The following is a 15903-nucleotide window of genomic DNA, read 5'->3' as shown; positions in this document are numbered from 1 at the left end:
TGCCCTCGTGTGGCCGGTGGGACGTACGCCAGAAGGCCCCCCGCTGCTGCGGAGGGCCTTCTGGGTGTCTGTGCGCCGCCAGGGACTCGAACCCCGGACCCGCTGATTAAGAGTCAGCTGCTCTAACCAACTGAGCTAGCGGCGCGTGCTGACAGCGAGAACTCTACCCGACGGGGGGTGGTGCTCCCGACCGGCGGCCACCGGGGCGACCCCCGTCCGCCCCCCGCTGTACATCATTCGGACCGTCAGCATGCGCACCGGGACGACAGTTGGGAAACTGATCAATGTGCACAGTCCCGGACATATCCACCCGAAATGTGAGGGGAATCGCATGCCGGCCCCGGTATTCGAGGAACTCGACCCCGCGAACGACTGCGAATGCCCCGGATGCGCCCACTGGCGGCGGGTCGGCCCGCACCCGCTGCCCGGACGTTTCGGCGGGCACCCCGCCGCCCGGGGCGTTCTGGTCGTGGCCGCCGCCGCGTCCGCCGCCCTCGCCGCGAGCGCCCCGACGGCCGCCGCCCACAGCACCCCGCCCGCCCCCCACCGGCCCGCCGTCCCCGTGGACGGCGAGCCCGACACCCCGCAGGGCGCCAAGTCCCCCCTGCACGGCCCCGGCGGCAAACCCGTCCAGGGCCCGGTCACCACGCCCCCCATCACCCGTACGGAGATCATCAACCGGGCGAAGATCTGGGTCGCCGCCCAGGTGCCGTACAGCATGTCCCTCTACTGGACGGACGGATACCGGCAGGACTGCTCCGGCTATGTCTCGATGGCCTGGGGGCTGACCGGGAACGAGTGGACGGGCAGCCTCGGCCAGTTCGGCACGAAGATCACCAAGGCGGAGCTCCAGCCCGGCGACATCCTGCTCTTCCACAACCCGGACAACCCCGAGAAGGGGTCCCACGTCGTGATCTTCGGCGGCTGGACGGACTACACGCAGACCTCTTACACGGCGTACGAGCAGACACCCCCGCACGCCCGCCGCCAGTCCACTCCCTACGCCTACTGGAGCAACTCCGCCAAGTACGTCCCCTACCGCTACAACGGCCTGATCGCGGACCCGGGCACGGCCGGCGCCCAGGCCGGCAGGACGGCGGTGCCGTTCCCCGGCGCGGCCTACTTCGGTCCCGGCGCCGACAACAAGTACGTCACCCTGCTCGGCCGGCTGCTGATCGCCCGGGGCGGGGCCGGTCACTACCCCAAGGGCCCGGGCCCGGTCTGGGGCACCTCGGACCAGCGGGCCACCCGGGCCTTCCAGCTCGCCCAGGGCTGGACCGGCGCCGCCGCCGACGGCCTGCCCGGCCCGCGCACCTGGGAACTCCTCGCCGCCGGCAAGGGCAAGAACATCAAGCCCGCCATCACGGGCACGTCCGCCCCCGCCTCGCACGGGGTCCCGGGCTACCCCGGCAAGAACTACTTCCGTCCGGGCGCCACCAACGACTACATCGCCCAGCTCGGCAGGCAGCTGGTCAAGAAGGGCTTCGGCCGTTTCTACACCCACGGCCCGGACCGGGCCTGGGGCGAGGCGGACCGCAGGGCCGTCGAGGCGTTCCAGCGCAGCCAGGGCTGGCGCGGCGGCGCGGCCGACGGCTACCCGGGGGCGGAGACCTGGCGCCGCCTGTTCCTGTAACGACCCGACGATCACGTGACGCATCTGGCGCGGAGGCTGGAGGCAGGCATGAGTACGACGACCGCACACACCCCTGAATCGGGCGACCCCCTGGACGGCGGGCCGCCCACCCGTCCGGTCCCCCGGCTGATCCAGAACGAGGCCACCACCGAGATCCCCGTCCATCTGCTCTTCCGCGACGACCCCGACCCGGTCTCGGTCCCGCTGCGGCCCGCCGTGGTCGGCCGCCGGCAGGGCACCGGCGAGCAGCCCCGGCTGCGCCGCCCGACCCCGGCCAAGCCCCGGCCGGTCGCCGCCGTCGACCCCGAACTGGTGGAGCGCCCCGCCCGGGTGCTGCCCGGCGCGGCCGGGGTGGCCGCCGGGCTGGGCGGGATGGCCGGGGGGCTCGCCACTTCCTGGTGGGCTGGAGTGCTGCCCCCGCTCGCGGTGCACGCGCTGCGCCTTCCGGCGTACGCGGGCGCGGGACTCGGCCCGGCGCAGTGGGCCGCGTACGCCGGAGCCGGCGCGCTCGGCCTGTTCGGCTTCGCCGGGCTCGCGCGCGGGGCGACCGGACGGGCCTGGGTGCTCGGCCTGTTCGGCCGCTACCGGGGGACGGTGCGGCGCACCGGCCTGCTCTGGGTCAACCCGCTGCTGCTGCGCCGCCGCGTCGACGTCCGGCTGCGGCACTGGCGCAGCGAGGAGATGCCGGCGGCGGACGGCAACGGGGTCGCGCTGCGGGTCGTGGTCCTGGTGGTGTGGCGGATGCGGGACACCGCGCGGGCGGTGCTCGGTGTCGACGACCACGAGACATACCTGCGCGAGTGCGTGGAGGCGGCGCTGGCCCGGGTGCCGGTGGAGGTGCCGGGCCGGACGCGGGGCTCGGTGGAGATGGCCGCCGACGCGCTGACCCGGCTGGTGGCACGGGACGCGGCCGGGATCGGCCTGGAGGTGTTCTCCGTGCAGCCGGTCCGGGTGGAGTACGCCCCGGAGGTCGCCGCGGCCATGCACCGCCGCCGGATCGCCACGCTCGACGCCCAGCAGCGGTCCGGGATGCTCGCCTCCGTCGTGGACTCCGTCGAGGACACGGTGACCCGGCTGACCATGCGCGGCCTGGTCGAACTCGACGACTACGAGCGCAAGGTGCTGGTACGGGACCTGACGGTGGCGTTCTGCTCGGGACGCTCCGACTCCGCACCTTGACCGCAGGGGATGGGTCGTTGATATGGACACCGTCAACTGATGGCAATATTCTGAGACTTGGTCTAGACCTGCACGGCTCACAGAACCTCCCCCACGTTCTCCAGGAGCGGCAGCATGCGTAAACGGACCAAGATCTCGGCCGTCGTGCTCGGTGTGGCGACCGCCGGAGCCTTCGCGCTCTCCACCGGCGGCGCCAGCGGGCACGGCTACACCGACCTCCCCATCAGCAGGCAGAAGCTCTGCGCCAACGGCACCGTGACCAACTGCGGTGACATCCAGTGGGAACCGCAGAGCGCCGAGGGCCCGAAGGGCTTCCCGGCGGCCGGTCCCGCCGACGGCCAGCTCTGCAACGGCGGGGTGAGCCGGTTCTCCCAGCTCAGCTCGCCCAAGACCCCCGCGGGCGCGGCCTGGCCGACGACGAAGGTGACGGGCGGCCAGTCGTACACCTTCCGCTGGCAGTTCACGGCGGTGCACGCCACGACCGACTTCAAGTACTACGTCACCAAGTCGGGCTGGAACCAGAACCACGCTCTCGCCCGTTCGGACCTCAACACCACCCCCTTCCTCACCGTCCCCTACAACGGCCAGCGCCCGCCGAGCACCATCAGCCACAGCGGCACCCTGCCGTCGGGGCTGAGCGGTCACCACGTGATCCTGGCGGTCTGGACGATCGCCGACACGGGCAACGCGTTCTACGCCTGTTCAGACGTCACGTTCTGACCGGCGTCGTTCGACGGCTGGGTAACATCCGGCTGATCTGAGCTTCGCTTGAGGACCTGCGGCAGGTCGCAGGGGTACGTTCCCGCCACGCCGGCCGGTCGGACCGGTGTTCGGAACCGGGGGACTGCCATGGGCCTGCTGCAAGCGTTCTTCTACATCATTCCCGGCATCTTCGTCGTCGGCGGGGTGTACGGGGTGATCAGAACAGTGAAGCGGTCACGCCAGATCAGCCGGACGTGGCGTCACGGCCGTACGGCCGAGGCACGCTGTCTGCGGTCGTACACGACGACCAGCGGCGGCGGTGGAGACACGTCCGTGACGACCACGCTGCACCATGTCTACGAGTTCAGGACGGCCGAGGGGCGTACCGTCCGCTTCGATGAGGGCAACGCGCGCCCCACCGTCCTCGAGGGCGACTTCGTGACGGTGTACTACCTGCCGGAGAACCCGGAGAAGGCCACCGCGCAGCCGCCCGCGCAGGGGAAGCTGGCGGTGGGGACCGGATGCATGGTGGCGTTCCTCGTGGTGTTCATAGGGTTCGCGGTGGCCTTCATGATCGGGGCGCACTTCGCCTTCTCGGACGGGGGCACGGACATGGGGCCGGGGCCCGCGGAGTGGACTCCGTGAGTGCCGCGATCTGCGGGTGGGGCGCTGCGGGTTCGTCGTGGTTGATCGCGCCCACGCGGCGGTAGCCGCATATCGATACGGCCCGCGTCCCCGGGGTACTGATCTGACGGAGTGTCAATTAATCTGCTTCTTCATGGCCTTCCAAGGGCGTACCGTCGCTGAAGCAGTCGCCGCCCGGTGGGGTGACCACCGGCCCGGGCTGTGGTTCGAGGAGCAGGTGCTGACGCATCACGAGGTGGCCGGCGGTGCCGCCGCTCGTGCGGCCCTGCTGAGGGATCTGCTGCCGCCCGGTGCCGTGCCCCATGTGGGCGTGCTGCTCGACAACACCCCCGAGTTCCCGCTCTGGCTGGGGGCCGCCGCGCTCGCGGGGGCGGCCGTCGCCGGGGTCAATCCGACCCGGCGCGGGGCCGAGCTCGCGAGGGACATCCGGCACACCGAGTGCCCGGTGCTGGTCACCGAGCGGGCCCACCTGCCTCTCCTCGCCGGACTCGACCTGCCCGGAGTACGGCTGCTCGTCACCGACGATCCGGCCTACGGCGCGCTGCTCGCGCCCTATCGCGGCGCCTTCCCGGACGCCTCCCGGGCCACCCCCGGCGACCGGATCCTGCTCTACTTCACCTCCGGTTCCACCGGCGCCCCCAAGGCCGCCCTCTGCTCCCAGGGCAGGCTCGCGGCGGCCGGGCGGTCGCTCGCCGGGCAGTTCGGGGTCGGGCCCGACGACGTGCACTACATCTGCATGCCGATGTTCCACGGCAACGCGGTGATCGCCGACTGGGCTCCCGCGCTGACGGCGGGCGCCGGGGTGGCGCTGCGGCGGCGGTTCTCGGCGTCGGGATTCCTGGCCGACGTCCGGCGCTACCGGGCGACCTACTTCACCTATGTCGGCCGTGCGGTGCAGTACATCCTCGCCACCGAGCCGCGCCCCCACGACCGGGACCATCCGCTGCGGCTCGGCTTCGGCACGGAGGCCGGCGCGGTGGACGCGGCCGCCTTCCAGGAGCGGTTCGGGGTGCGGCTGGTCGAGGGGTACGGGTCGTCGGAGGGCGGGGCAGCGATCCAGTGGTCGCCGGGGACGCCCGACGGGGCGGTGGGGCGGGCGGCGCCCGGTCTCGTCGTGCTCGACCAGGAGACGGGGGAGGAGTGCCCGGCCGCCGACTTCGACTCAGGGGGCCGGCTGCTCAACGGGGAGCAGGCGATAGGGGAGCTGGTGAACCGGGCGCCGAACCCCTTCGAGGGGTACTGGCGCAACCCGGAGGCGGAGGCCGAGCGGCGGCGGGGAGGGTGGTACTGGACCGGGGACCTCTTCTACCGGGACGGGGACGGCTATCTGTACTTCGCGGGCCGTACCGACGACCGGATCCGGGTGGACGGGGAGAACCTGGCCGCCGCGATGATCGAGAACATCGTGGCACGGTACGCGGGCGCGGACGCCGTCGCCGTGTACGGGGTGCCGGACCCGGTGACCGGGGACCAGGTGATGGCGACCGTCGCCGGGCGGTTCGAGCCGTTGGACTTCGCCGAGTTCCTGCTGGCCCAGCCCGACCTGGGGACCAAGATGGCGCCCCGGTTCGTGCGGGTGGTGGAGCGGATGCCGGTGACGGCGACCAACAAGATCCAGCGGGCCGCGCTGCGCAGGGAGGGGGTGCGGTGCGCCGACCCGGTGTGGTGGCGGCCGCCGGGCGAGCAGACCTACCGCAGACTGACCCCGGAGGACGCCGAAGGGCCCCTCGTCTTCACGAGGGGCCCTTCAAAACAGTGCGCCGCCAGGGACTCGAACCCCGGACCCGCTGATTAAGAGTCAGCTGCTCTAACCAACTGAGCTAGCGGCGCATGACTCTCGCCGAACCGTCCGATCTCTGTCTCGCGGCTGGCGACGAAGAAAATACTACCTGGTCCGCGGGGGTGCTTCCGACCAGCCCCGGAGAGAAGCCGCCGGCTCAGATGGCGAGGGACAGCAGCACCGGGGCCGCGCTGCGGTTCAGTGCGTCGGCGGCCTGCCGGAGCCGGTGCGCGTGCTCGACCGGCAGGGACAGGGCCAGGCAGCCCACCGACGAGCCGGCGGTGATCGGCACCGCCGCGCACACCGTGCCGATCGCGTACTCCTGGAGGTCCAGGACCGGCACCGTCGGCGGCTGTGCCTCCAGCCGGGAGAGCAGCAGCTTGTCGCTGGTGATGGTGCGCGAGGTGAGGCGGGCCATCTTGTGGCGGGAGAGATGGTCGCGGCGGCCGTTGTGGTCGAGCTGGGTGAGCAGGCTCTTGCCGATCGCGGTGGCGTGCGCGGAGGACCGGAAGTCCACCCACTCGTTGACCGCGGGGGCGTCCGGGCCGGCCGCGTACGGGCCGATCCGCACCTCGCCGTCGACGTACCGGCTGAGGTAGACCGCCGCGCCGACCGAGTCGCGCAGCCGGTCGAGGGTCAGCTGGAGCTGCTCGCCGAGGGCGCGCTCCCGGTCGTGCGCGGAGCTGAGGCGGCGCAGGGTCTCGCCGGTGACGTAGGCGCCGTCGGCGACCTGCTCGACATAGCCCTCGCGGCGCAGCATGCGCAGCAGCGCGGTCAGGCGCTCGGGGTCGAGGCCGGTGTGGCGGGCCAGCTCGGTGTCGGTGACGCCGTCGGCGTGCCCTGCCACCGTCTCCAGGACGCGCAGCGCGTCCTGGGCGGAGTGGTACGGGGCGGTCGGCTCGTGCTTCAGCGCCACGGTGAATCCCCCTGCGCTCGCTCGGCGATGCTGCCTTCGGCAGCACTGCTTGGGCCGTGATCCGGGCAACGGATCCTCTCCACGATAACGGGCAGCAGCCCGAAACGGAGGGGGTGTTGGCGAGATTCCGGCCCTCCCAGCTGCGACGAAGACCCGTTGGCATATGTCAGCGGAATGAGCTGACCGCTGGACCTCGGGTGATCGAGCATTCACTTCCTGTAATCATCACATCGCGCGGGGAATCTTTTACGACGGTTTGCGCGGAGACGCTTACAGCACCGCGCTGAGGAACTCCCGGGTCCGCTCGTGCTCGGGCTCGCTGAAGATCCGCGCCGGCGGGCCCGCCTCGATGATCCGGCCCGAGTCGAACATCAGGACCTGGTCGGAGATGTCCCGGGCGAAGTTCATCTCGTGGGTCACACAGAGCATCGTGATGTCGGTGGTGCGGGCGATGTCCCTGAGCAGGTCGAGAACGCCCGCGACCAGCTCGGGGTCGAGCGCCGAGGTCACCTCGTCCAGGAGCAGCACCTTCGGCCGCATGGCCAGCGCCCGGGCGATCGCCACCCGCTGCTGCTGGCCGCCGGAGAGCCGGGTCGGCCGCTCGTCGGCCTTGTCGGCGAGGCCCACCAGGTCGAGCAGCTCCCGGGCCCGCGCCTCCGCCTCGTCCTTCGGCAGGCCGAGCACGGTCACCGGAGCCTCGGTGAGGTTGCGCAGCACGGTCATGTTCGGGAACAGGTTGAACTGCTGGAACACCATCCCGATCTGCTTGCGGACCTCCCGCAGCTCCTTCTCCGACGCCGGGAAGAGCCGCTGCCCGTCGACGGTGATGGTGCCCGCGTCCGGCTTGGTCAGGGTCATCAGCAGCCGCAGGATCGTGGTCTTGCCGGAACCGGAGGGCCCGATCAGGGTGACGTGCCGGCCCGCCTGCACGGTGAGGTCGAGGCCGTCGAGGACGGTGTTCTCCCCGAACCGCTTGGTCACCCCCTCGATGCGGATCAGCTCGGTGGACGTCGTGTCGGCGGTACTCGGCTGCTTGCTGGTCTCAACGGACAAGGCGACGCTCCAGGGTGCGCAGAAGAAGGGAGGCGAGGTAGGAGATGACGATGAAGGCGACGCCGATCACCGTCACCGGCTCGGTGAACTGGAAGTGCTGCTGCGAGAAGAGCCGCGCCTGCCCGAGCATCTCAAGCACCGTGATCGACATCAGGATCGGCGTGTCCTTGAGCATCGAGATCACGTAGTTGCCGAGCGGCGGCACGACCCGGCGCAGCGCCTGCGGCAGGATCACCACCGTCCAGGTCCGCCGCGCCGGCAGGTTCAGCGCCGTCGCCGCCTCCCACTGGCCCACCGGCACGGCCTCGATACCGGCCCGGTAGACCTGCATGGTGTACGTCGAGTAGTGCAGGCCGATCGCGAGGACACCGGTGGTCAGCGCGGAGAACGTCAGCCCCCACTCGGGCAGCACGTAGAACAGGAAGAACAGCTGCACCAGCAGCGGGGTGTTGCGGACGAACTCGGTCACCACGCCCACCGGCCAGCGCACCCACCTGGTCGGCGTCCGCATCAGCAGCGTCCACACCAGCCCCAGCGAGAACGAGATCAGCGAACCGAGGACCAGCGCCTCCAGGGTGACCAGCAGGCCGTCCCAGAAGTGCGGCATGAACTCGCTGACGGCACTCCAGTCCCACTTCACGCGACACCACCGACCCCGGTCGTCTGCGCACGCTTGGCCTCACGTGCGCTCTGTTCGCTGCCCGGGTCCTTGCCGATGCCGGCCTTCAGCCGCTTCTCCAGCCCGCGCATCAGCCGGGTGATGGCGAACGCGATCACGAAGTAGATGAGCAGCAGATACGTGTAGATGTGCGCGCTCTCCTGCAGCGCCAGGCGCACCAGGTTCCCGCTGAACGCCAGGTCGCCCATGCCGGTGATCGACACCAGCGCGGTGCCCTTGAGCAGTTCGACCAGCAGGTTGCAGAAGGAGGGGATCATCTCCGGCACCGCCTGCGGCAGCAGGATCAGCCGCAGCCGCTGCCAGGGCGTGAAACTGAGCGCGATCCCGCCCTCCTTCTGCGCCGGGTCGACCGCGTTCAGCGCCCCGCGCACGATCTCCGCGCCGTACGCGCCGTAGGTCAGCCCGAGCGCGAGGGTGCCCGCCCACAGCGGCACCAGCTGCCAGCCGAAGGCGACCGGCAGCACGAAGAACACCCAGAAGATCATCACCAGCGCCGAGGTGCCACGGAACACCTCGGTGTAGAAGCCGGCGAGGAACCGGACGAACCGGTGCCGGCTCGTCCGCGCCACGCCCACCACGAAGGCCACCGCGGTCATCAGCAGCCCGCTGAGCACGAGGAGCTGGACGGTGGTCCAGACGCCCTTCAGTACGAGGTCCCACAGTCCCGAGGTCATCCGCTCTTGCCTCCCCCGCACAGCTCCTTGGCCGTCAGGTCGGTCATCTCGGCCTCGGTGAAGCCGAACGGCCGCAGGATCCGGAAGAGTTCGCCGCTCTTCCTGAGCTTGCGCAGCTCCACGTTGAAGGCGTCCCGCAGCTTCGTCTCGGCCGACCGGAACGCGAACGCGCCCCCGTCCACGTGCGGTGTGCCGTCGACCAGCGGGGCGAAGGGCTTGGTGGCCTCGGTCTTGGCGGACTTCCTGACCACCTCGCGGACGGTGACCGCGGTCCCGGCGAAGACGTCCACGCGCCCGGCCTCCACGGCGTTCAGCCCGGCGACCTGGTCCGGCACGATCAGGATGTCGCTCTCCTTGTACCCCGCCTCGACCGCGTACTGGATCTCCGCGTACCCGGTCCCGGTGGCGAACCTGGCCTTCTTGGCGACGACGTCCTTGTAGTCGTGCAGCCCCTTGGGGTTCCCCTTGCGCACGACGAACGAGTCGAGCATCTGGTAGTCGGGATCGGCGAAGATCACCTGCTCGCAGCGCTCGGGATTGACGTACATCCCGGCGGCCACGACGTCGAACTGCTGCGAGTTCAGCCCCGGGATCAGCGAACCGAACTCGGTCGGCACCGGCTGCACCTTGTCGACCCCGAGCCGCTTGAAGATCGCCTTCGCCAGCTCCGGTGCCTCACCGGTGAGCTGCCCGTCCTTGTCGATGTACCCGAAGGGGATCTCACCGGCGATCCCGAGCCGTACGACACCCTGGGCGCGCAGCCGTTGCAGCAGGTCACCGCCGTCGGTGCCGGCCGCGGTGGCCACGCGGGTGCAGCCGGCGGCGGCGAGTGCGCCGATGGCGGCGGCACCCGCGAGCACCGCACGCCGAGTTTGTCTGGATTCATACCCAGATGTGTCTGTCTCGTTCCCAAGTGGTGGAGCCATGGCGGCGCGGCTACCCGGGGCCAATCGACTTATGCATCATGGATGACATGGCCGATCGATTCATCGAAGTCTCGCTGGTCACCCGCGAGGTCAGTGCCACGGCCCGGCTGCTGGACGACCGGGCCCCGGTGACCTGTGCCGCCGTCTGGGACGCCCTGCCACTCGCCGGCGACGTCTACCACGCGAAGTACGCCCGCAACGAGATCTACGCTCTTTTCCCGCCATTCGCGGCGACGGAACCGCCCCTGGAGAACCCGACCGTCACGCCCATCCCCGGCGACCTCTGCTACTTCTCCTTCGCCGGCGCGGAGTTGGGCACGAAGGCCTACGGCTACGACCGCGAGGTGCGCCCCGGCACCACGGTCGTCGACCTGGCCCTCTTCTACGAACGCAACAACCTGCTGCTCAACGGCGATGTGGGCTGGGTGCCGGGGATCGTGTGGGGCGAGGTGGTGCGGGGCCTGCCGGACCTGGCCGAGGCCTGCAACGACCTGTGGCGGACGGGGGCGGCGGGGGAGACCCTTGCCTTCCGCAGGGCCTAGCCGCGGCCCCCGCCCGACTGCCGTGCTTCAGTCGGTGACCACGGACGTGTTGAGGCCCTTGGCGTAGTGGTTGTGCGCGATCCGGATGTCCGAGCTGCCGTGGAAGACGAACAGCGGTGAGGTGTACGGCGGTTGGTCCGACCCGTCCAGCCGGCGGACCGTGTTGCCGGTGAAGGCGAACCCGCCGACGCTCTTGGCGTTGACGACGGTGACGTCACCGATGTCGAACGCGTTGTCCTCGACCTTGATGTTGTGGTGCACGGGGTTCGCCGGGTCGACGACCTGGTTGGTCGGTTCCACGAAGATGACCGGGCCGCTGGGCCGGGTGAAGGTGTTCCCGCGGATCGTCAGGTCGGAGACCGGCCCGGACTCGTACCACTGGTAGGCGTCCGCGGAGACGTAGATGCTGGCCATGGACATCGCGTCGAACCGGTTGCCGGTGATCAGGACGGGCTTGCGGGTGGTGACCAGGATGCCGCGGGTCGGCACGTTGCGGAACACGTTGCCGGAGATGACGACCGACGGGGTGGCCGTGATGTTCTCGACGACCGTGCCGCCGATCTCGGTCCCGGCGGGGACCGGCCGGTCGAAGGTGACGGTCATCGTGGTGAGCGGCTTGTCGTGGTCCATCCCGCTCGGTCCGTCGACCGCGGTGACCTTCGCGTGCGCCGGTGACAGCTGGGTCATCGTGCGCTTGGTGGTGAACTCGACCTCGTCACCCGGGGCGAACTGCGGGAACCCGGCGGTCTGCGGGTGCTCGTAGGCGAGCGTGAGGGTGTTCGGGCCGGGCTGCCCGACGACTTCCAGATAGGTGCCGTGGATGTTGATCGGGTCGTCGTGCGGGCCGTCGAAGACGCTCCGGGTGATCGAGACCTTGCCCTTGACGCCGGACATCTGCACGAAGTCCGCGAACGAGGCCGTCGAGCGGCCGGACTTCGGGTCGGGCGCGAAGTTCACCTTGTCGATGGAGATGTTCTCGCTGAACTGCCCCACCACACCGAAGGACTGCAGGTAGTACGCGTTCATCGAACGCATCGTGACGTTCTTGGACTCCCAGATGAAGGCGCCCGGCTCGGTCCGCTCGATGAGACGCATCTGGTAGACGAGCCCGGCGTCCGTCGGTTGCGTCGAGCCGTTGTAGTCGATCCGGATCCGCCGGCCGCCGAGGTCGGTGACGGCGGCGACATCGTTGAACAACGGGTTGTCCGCGCGCCAGGTCTTCTGCGCCTCGGGGTCGTGGATCTGGGTGTACTGGAGGCCGTCGACCCCCGACCAGTACGGCTGCCCGGTGACCGGGCTCTTCTCGCCGAGCCAGGTGATGTGCGTGCCGTTCACCTCGTACGGGCTGCCGGCCGGGATCTTCAGGACGCGGTAGGCATGCCCGTCGGTGACACCGGTGGTGGCGACCGTCGCGTCGATGACCTCGGGGGCCGCGTAGTCGAAGGAGAAGTTCGTGAAGGTCACGTTCGTCGAGCGGATCGACGCGAACGCCGTCTGGAGACCGTGGTATTCGAGCTTGGCCCCGCCGCCGTCGACGGTGACGTCGTGCATGTCCTCGATCAGCAGCCCGATCTTCTTGTCCCGGTAACGCTGGTCGGCGCCCACGGTGTTGGACACGTACAGCTCACGGGTCTCGGCCCGCTCGGGATAGAGCTGGTAGGTCCCCTTCGAGAAGACGATCCTGACCGGCCGGTCGAGGCTCCTGGCGTGCCGCAGCGCCGCGGCGACGGCGGGAGCCGAGTCCGTCCGGCCGGTGGGGTCGGCTCCGTAGTCGTCCACGTCGACCACCACCGGTGCCGCCTTCGGCGCCGCGGCGACAGGAGCGGCCGCCCCGCCGCCGAGCAGCGCGAGCGCCACCCCGAGAAACGCGAACCGAGACATGGGCATAGTCCCTCCGGATCGTGCATGAGCGATGAAATACCCGATGAATAGCGGGAGTTACCGCCGATGATCCGGCCGGATCTCCGTGCAGAGTCTGCATAGATCCGATGTCTAGGTCAATGGTCCGGGCGAACAGGTGCCACCGCCGCCGTGCTGGCGCGGATCACCAGCTCGGGGTCGAAGAGGAGTTCGCCGACCGGGACCTCGCGGTTGCCCACCAGAGCGATGACGCTGCGGGCCACCTCCGCGGCCAGGCGGTCGGCCGGCTGGCGGACCGTGGTGAGCGGGGGGTCGACGAAGTCCATGATCATGGTGCCGTCGTAGCCGACGACCGACACGTCGCCCGGGACGTCGTACCCCTGGCGGCGCGCGCCGCGGATCGCGCCCAGGGCCATGTAGTCGCTGGCGGCGACGATGGCCGTGGCGCCCCGGCCGAGCAGAGAGATCGCGGCGGACTGGCCGCCCTCGACGGTGTAGGACTGCCGGACCACCCACTGCTCCGGATCCTTGACCCCGCGCCGGGCGAGCGAGGAGACGAAGCCGCTGACCCGGCGGTCCGCCGGGCGGTTGCCGACCGGGCCCGACGCCATTCCGATCCGGCGGTGGCCGAGGCGGTGCAGGTGGTCGACGGCGAGTTCGGCGGCCAGCAGGTCGTCGGTGGAGAAGACCGGCACATCGCCCACGCCCTCGAACTCGCCGTTGACCCCGACGAACGGGATCCGGCGGGAGCGCAGCAGTTCGTACGCCGCCGGGTCCGCGCCCTCGATCGTGTTGCTGGCCGACAGGAAGACCACGGCGGCGACGCCCCGGTCGGCGAGGGAGGTCACGAAGTCCAGCTCCTGCACCCCGCCGGGGAAACACGGGCACAGGACCGTCTTCAGGCCGTGCGGGGCGAGGGTGGACTCGATCCGTTCGCAGACGTCGGCGAAGAACGGGTTGGAGACGAACTCGGTGATGACCGCGATCAGCTGCCCCCGGGTCTGCCGCTCGTACCCGAGGTCGGCCATCGCCTGCTCGACCGCCTCACGGGTCTTGCGCGCCACCCCCTGACGCCGGTTGATGACCCGGCTGACGGTGGCCTCGCTCACCTGCGCCCGCTCCGCGACCTCGGTGATGCCGACCTTCATAACGGTTCCCGTCCTGCCTTGCTTGCACGAAAACGATGAAAACTTTCAGCGCATCATGCCATGGAAAATGGCAGTCAGTCTGCGTGTCTTGCATGTTTCTTCTGCATGACCATTGAAGCGCCTCTCCGGGCCCTGTTAGCTTGCCGCCACCGCTCGGCCGCCCCACCCGCCCGACCGCAGTGACCGAAGACCGGAGACCCGATGAAGCCCTCAAGGCTCATGCTGCTCACCGCCGTTGCCCTGCTCGCACCGATGGCCCCCGCCGTGTCGGCCGAGGCGGCACCGGGTTCCCGCCCCCAACTCGCCATCCCCGACCCCGGCTTCGAGAACGGTGGCACGGGCTGGACCTTCACCTCGGGCGCCGGCGTCGGCACCGGCAACAGACACGGCGGCGAGCGCTTCCTCTACCTCGACGCCGGAGCCGGCAAGAGCGCCGAACTGACCATCGTCGCGCCCCGCAACGGCAGTTACGACTTCTCCGCGTGGATCGGCAGCGCCGGCACCGGCGGCACGTACACGGTCCGGCGCAACGGCGAGACCGTCCAGACGATCACCTTGCCGCAGCACCCGGGCTACGCCCGCTACACCATCAGCGATGTCGCGCTGAGGACCGGCGACCGGCTGGGGATCGAATTCGGCTCCGGCAGCGCCTGGGTCAACGCGGACGACCTGATGATCTCTCCCGCCGCACCGGCCGACCCGAAGGTCACTTCGTCCGACCCCGAGGTCGCCGAGATGTTCGCCTGGGCGCAGAAGAAGGCCAACAGCTGGGTCCAACTGCCCGGCACCGTAGGCCCGGTCAACGTCGACGAGTACCAGACCGGCGGCACCGGCAGCGCGACGTACGAGCCCACCTACTGGGCCGGATACGCCAACCGCAGCGCCTACTACTCCCGCGACATGACCCACCAGCTCGCCGGCGCCCACCTCATCGGCCTCGACGCCGAGAACGAGACCATGCTCCGCTCCTACGCGGAGTCGGCCACCGCCGAGCACAAGTACTTCCCGGTGTGGTCCCTCAACTTCGACGCCAAGACGTACCTGAGCATCGACTACAAGAGCCCGGACAACTTCGTGCGCGAGGTGCCGGCCACCTTCGAACTCGTCGAGAAGGCGGCCCAGGCCTACCTGTGGACCGGCGACCGCAGATACGTCGACGACCCGGTGCTGTGGGACTTCTACCGGCACGCCACCGAGCAGTTCATCGACCTGCACAACTCCGCGGTGGACAACGGCAAGGTCAAGGTCGCCGAGGGCACGGGCAACGGCATCTTCCAGGGCGCCGCCAGCTACAACGAGCAGGACGGCGACGGCCTCGCCGAGGCCGGGGACGGCATCGCCTCCGAGTACCAGGCGTACCTGGCGATGGCCGTCCTCGCGCGCGGCAAGGGCGACACCAAACTCGCCAGGACGTACGACAAGAAGGCCGCCGACCTGAAGACGTACTTCAACGACGACTGGAGCGGCACCGGCACCGGCGCCGACATGGTCCGCGCGTACACCCTCTCCGGCACCCCGGTCACCGGCTGGGGCAAGGAGAACAGCGTCTTCATGCCGATGAAGCAGATCATCGACCCCGGCCCGCGCAACGACGCCTACCTCGACTACATCGAGAAGCAGGAGCTGGGGCCGGACGGGTCGCCCAACATCGAGTCGACGACCTACCTGCCCGACATGTTCTTCAAGAACAACCGCAACGACACCGCCTGGCAGTGGATGCGGAAGATCTACGGGGAGCGGGAGACCCAGCACGTCAACTCCAGCCAGGGCCCCAACGGCGACTACCCCGAGGTGTCGTTCACCCTGGTCAGCCAGACCATTCAGGGCCTGATGGGCATCACACCGGACGCCCCGGACCACAAGGTGACCACCCAGTCGCGGCTGCCGTCCGGCATGAAGTGGCTCCAGGCGGCGGACGTCCCCATCGGCACGGGCACCGTCACCGTCCGCCACGACGGCGCGACGAGGACCACGCTGACGAACAACTCCCGCAAGGACTCCTACCGTTGGGAGGCCCGCTTCCCCGGCGTGCACCAGCGGATCGAGGTCGACGGCGTCCCCCAGCGGGTCCGCACCAAGAAGGTCGACGGCGTGACCTACACGTACGCGACTCCGACGGTACGGGCGGGACGGACGGCGGTGGTCCAGGTGACCGGCTGACGCGCC

General features: G+C 70.0%; 13 protein-coding genes, 2 tRNA genes and 1 pseudogene. 7 read left to right on the top strand and 9 right to left on the bottom strand.

What is annotated here, in order from left to right:
- Window positions 1-71: 71 nt before the first annotated feature.
- Window positions 72-145: transfer RNA gene (locus ACFWXC_RS13185), tRNA-Lys, on the bottom strand.
- A 186-nt stretch (window positions 146-331) separates the two neighbouring features.
- Here ACFWXC_RS13185 and ACFWXC_RS13180 point away from each other — a divergent pair.
- From ACFWXC_RS13180 to ACFWXC_RS13160, 5 genes and pseudogenes are all read left to right on the top strand, one after another.
- Window positions 332-1633 carry a peptidoglycan-binding protein gene (locus ACFWXC_RS13180; RefSeq protein ID WP_384477636.1) on the top strand — a complete coding sequence of 434 codons (1302 nt, stop codon included), beginning with the start codon at window positions 332-334 and terminating at the stop codon, window positions 1631-1633.
- A gap of 48 nt (window positions 1634-1681) precedes the next feature.
- Entirely contained in the window at window positions 1682-2812 is a 1131-nt protein-coding gene (locus ACFWXC_RS13175) for an SPFH domain-containing protein (RefSeq protein ID WP_384477633.1), read from the top strand.
- 114 nt (window positions 2813-2926) lie between these two features.
- On the top strand, window positions 2927-3532 hold the full coding sequence (locus ACFWXC_RS13170) for a lytic polysaccharide monooxygenase (protein ID WP_384477630.1): 606 nt from the start codon (window positions 2927-2929) through the stop codon (window positions 3530-3532).
- Window positions 3533-3661: 129 nt separating this feature from the next.
- Window positions 3662-4159: a DUF3592 domain-containing protein gene (locus ACFWXC_RS13165; RefSeq protein WP_384477627.1), complete on the top strand. Its 498-nt coding sequence runs from the start codon at window positions 3662-3664 to the stop codon at window positions 4157-4159.
- Window positions 4160-4292: 133 nt separating this feature from the next.
- A pseudogene (locus tag ACFWXC_RS13160) lies at window positions 4293-5950 on the top strand (long-chain-fatty-acid--CoA ligase).
- Here ACFWXC_RS13160 and ACFWXC_RS13155 read toward each other — a convergent pair.
- The 6 genes from ACFWXC_RS13155 to ehuB form a co-directional block, all read right to left on the bottom strand.
- A tRNA-Lys gene (locus ACFWXC_RS13155) sits at window positions 5916-5989 on the bottom strand. The pseudogene ACFWXC_RS13160 and the gene ACFWXC_RS13155 overlap by 35 nt on opposite strands.
- Window positions 5990-6096: 107 nt before the next feature.
- Window positions 6097-6855 (bottom strand): IclR family transcriptional regulator, encoded by a 759-nt coding sequence (locus ACFWXC_RS13150; RefSeq protein ID WP_384477624.1) that lies wholly within the window; start codon window positions 6853-6855, stop codon window positions 6097-6099.
- 270 nt (window positions 6856-7125) lie between these two features.
- On the bottom strand, window positions 7126-7908 hold the full coding sequence (gene ehuA, locus ACFWXC_RS13145) for an ectoine/hydroxyectoine ABC transporter ATP-binding protein EhuA (RefSeq protein WP_384477621.1): 783 nt from the start codon (window positions 7906-7908) through the stop codon (window positions 7126-7128).
- Window positions 7898-8548: an ectoine/hydroxyectoine ABC transporter permease subunit EhuD gene (gene ehuD / locus ACFWXC_RS13140; RefSeq protein WP_351700944.1), complete on the bottom strand. Its 651-nt coding sequence runs from the start codon at window positions 8546-8548 to the stop codon at window positions 7898-7900. The genes ehuA and ehuD overlap by 11 nt, the downstream gene beginning before the upstream one ends.
- Window positions 8545-9261, bottom strand: a complete 717-nt coding sequence (ehuC, locus tag ACFWXC_RS13135; protein WP_384477617.1) for an ectoine/hydroxyectoine ABC transporter permease subunit EhuC — start codon at window positions 9259-9261, stop codon at window positions 8545-8547. Before ehuC ends, ehuD begins: the two co-directional genes overlap by 4 nt.
- A complete protein-coding gene (gene ehuB / locus ACFWXC_RS13130) occupies window positions 9258-10187 on the bottom strand; it encodes an ectoine/hydroxyectoine ABC transporter substrate-binding protein EhuB (RefSeq protein ID WP_384477614.1) in 930 nt (309 codons plus the stop codon). Before ehuB ends, ehuC begins: the two co-directional genes overlap by 4 nt.
- A 47-nt stretch (window positions 10188-10234) precedes the next feature.
- Here ehuB and ACFWXC_RS13125 point away from each other — a divergent pair, with 47 nt between their 5' ends.
- Window positions 10235-10729: a DUF3830 family protein gene (locus ACFWXC_RS13125; RefSeq protein WP_382532975.1), complete on the top strand. Its 495-nt coding sequence runs from the start codon at window positions 10235-10237 to the stop codon at window positions 10727-10729.
- Window positions 10730-10756: 27 nt separating this feature from the next.
- Here ACFWXC_RS13125 and ACFWXC_RS13120 read toward each other — a convergent pair whose 3' ends face one another.
- Window positions 10757-12610, bottom strand: coding sequence for a right-handed parallel beta-helix repeat-containing protein (locus ACFWXC_RS13120; protein WP_384477611.1), 1854 nt, complete (start codon window positions 12608-12610; stop codon window positions 10757-10759).
- 116 nt (window positions 12611-12726) lie between these two features.
- A complete protein-coding gene (locus ACFWXC_RS13115; RefSeq protein WP_384477608.1) occupies window positions 12727-13737 on the bottom strand; it encodes a LacI family DNA-binding transcriptional regulator in 1011 nt (336 codons plus the stop codon).
- A 201-nt stretch (window positions 13738-13938) separates the two neighbouring features.
- On the opposite strand from ACFWXC_RS13115, the gene ACFWXC_RS13110 reads away from it, so the two are divergent.
- On the top strand, window positions 13939-15897 hold the full coding sequence (locus ACFWXC_RS13110; protein WP_384477605.1) for a hypothetical protein: 1959 nt from the start codon (window positions 13939-13941) through the stop codon (window positions 15895-15897).
- Window positions 15898-15903: the final 6 nt, after the last annotated feature.

The organism is Streptomyces sp. NPDC058683 (assembly GCF_042716195.1).
In the GTDB taxonomy this organism is placed as follows: domain Bacteria; phylum Actinomycetota; class Actinomycetes; order Streptomycetales; family Streptomycetaceae; genus Streptomyces.
This window is presented reverse-complemented; position numbering and strand designations above follow the sequence as displayed.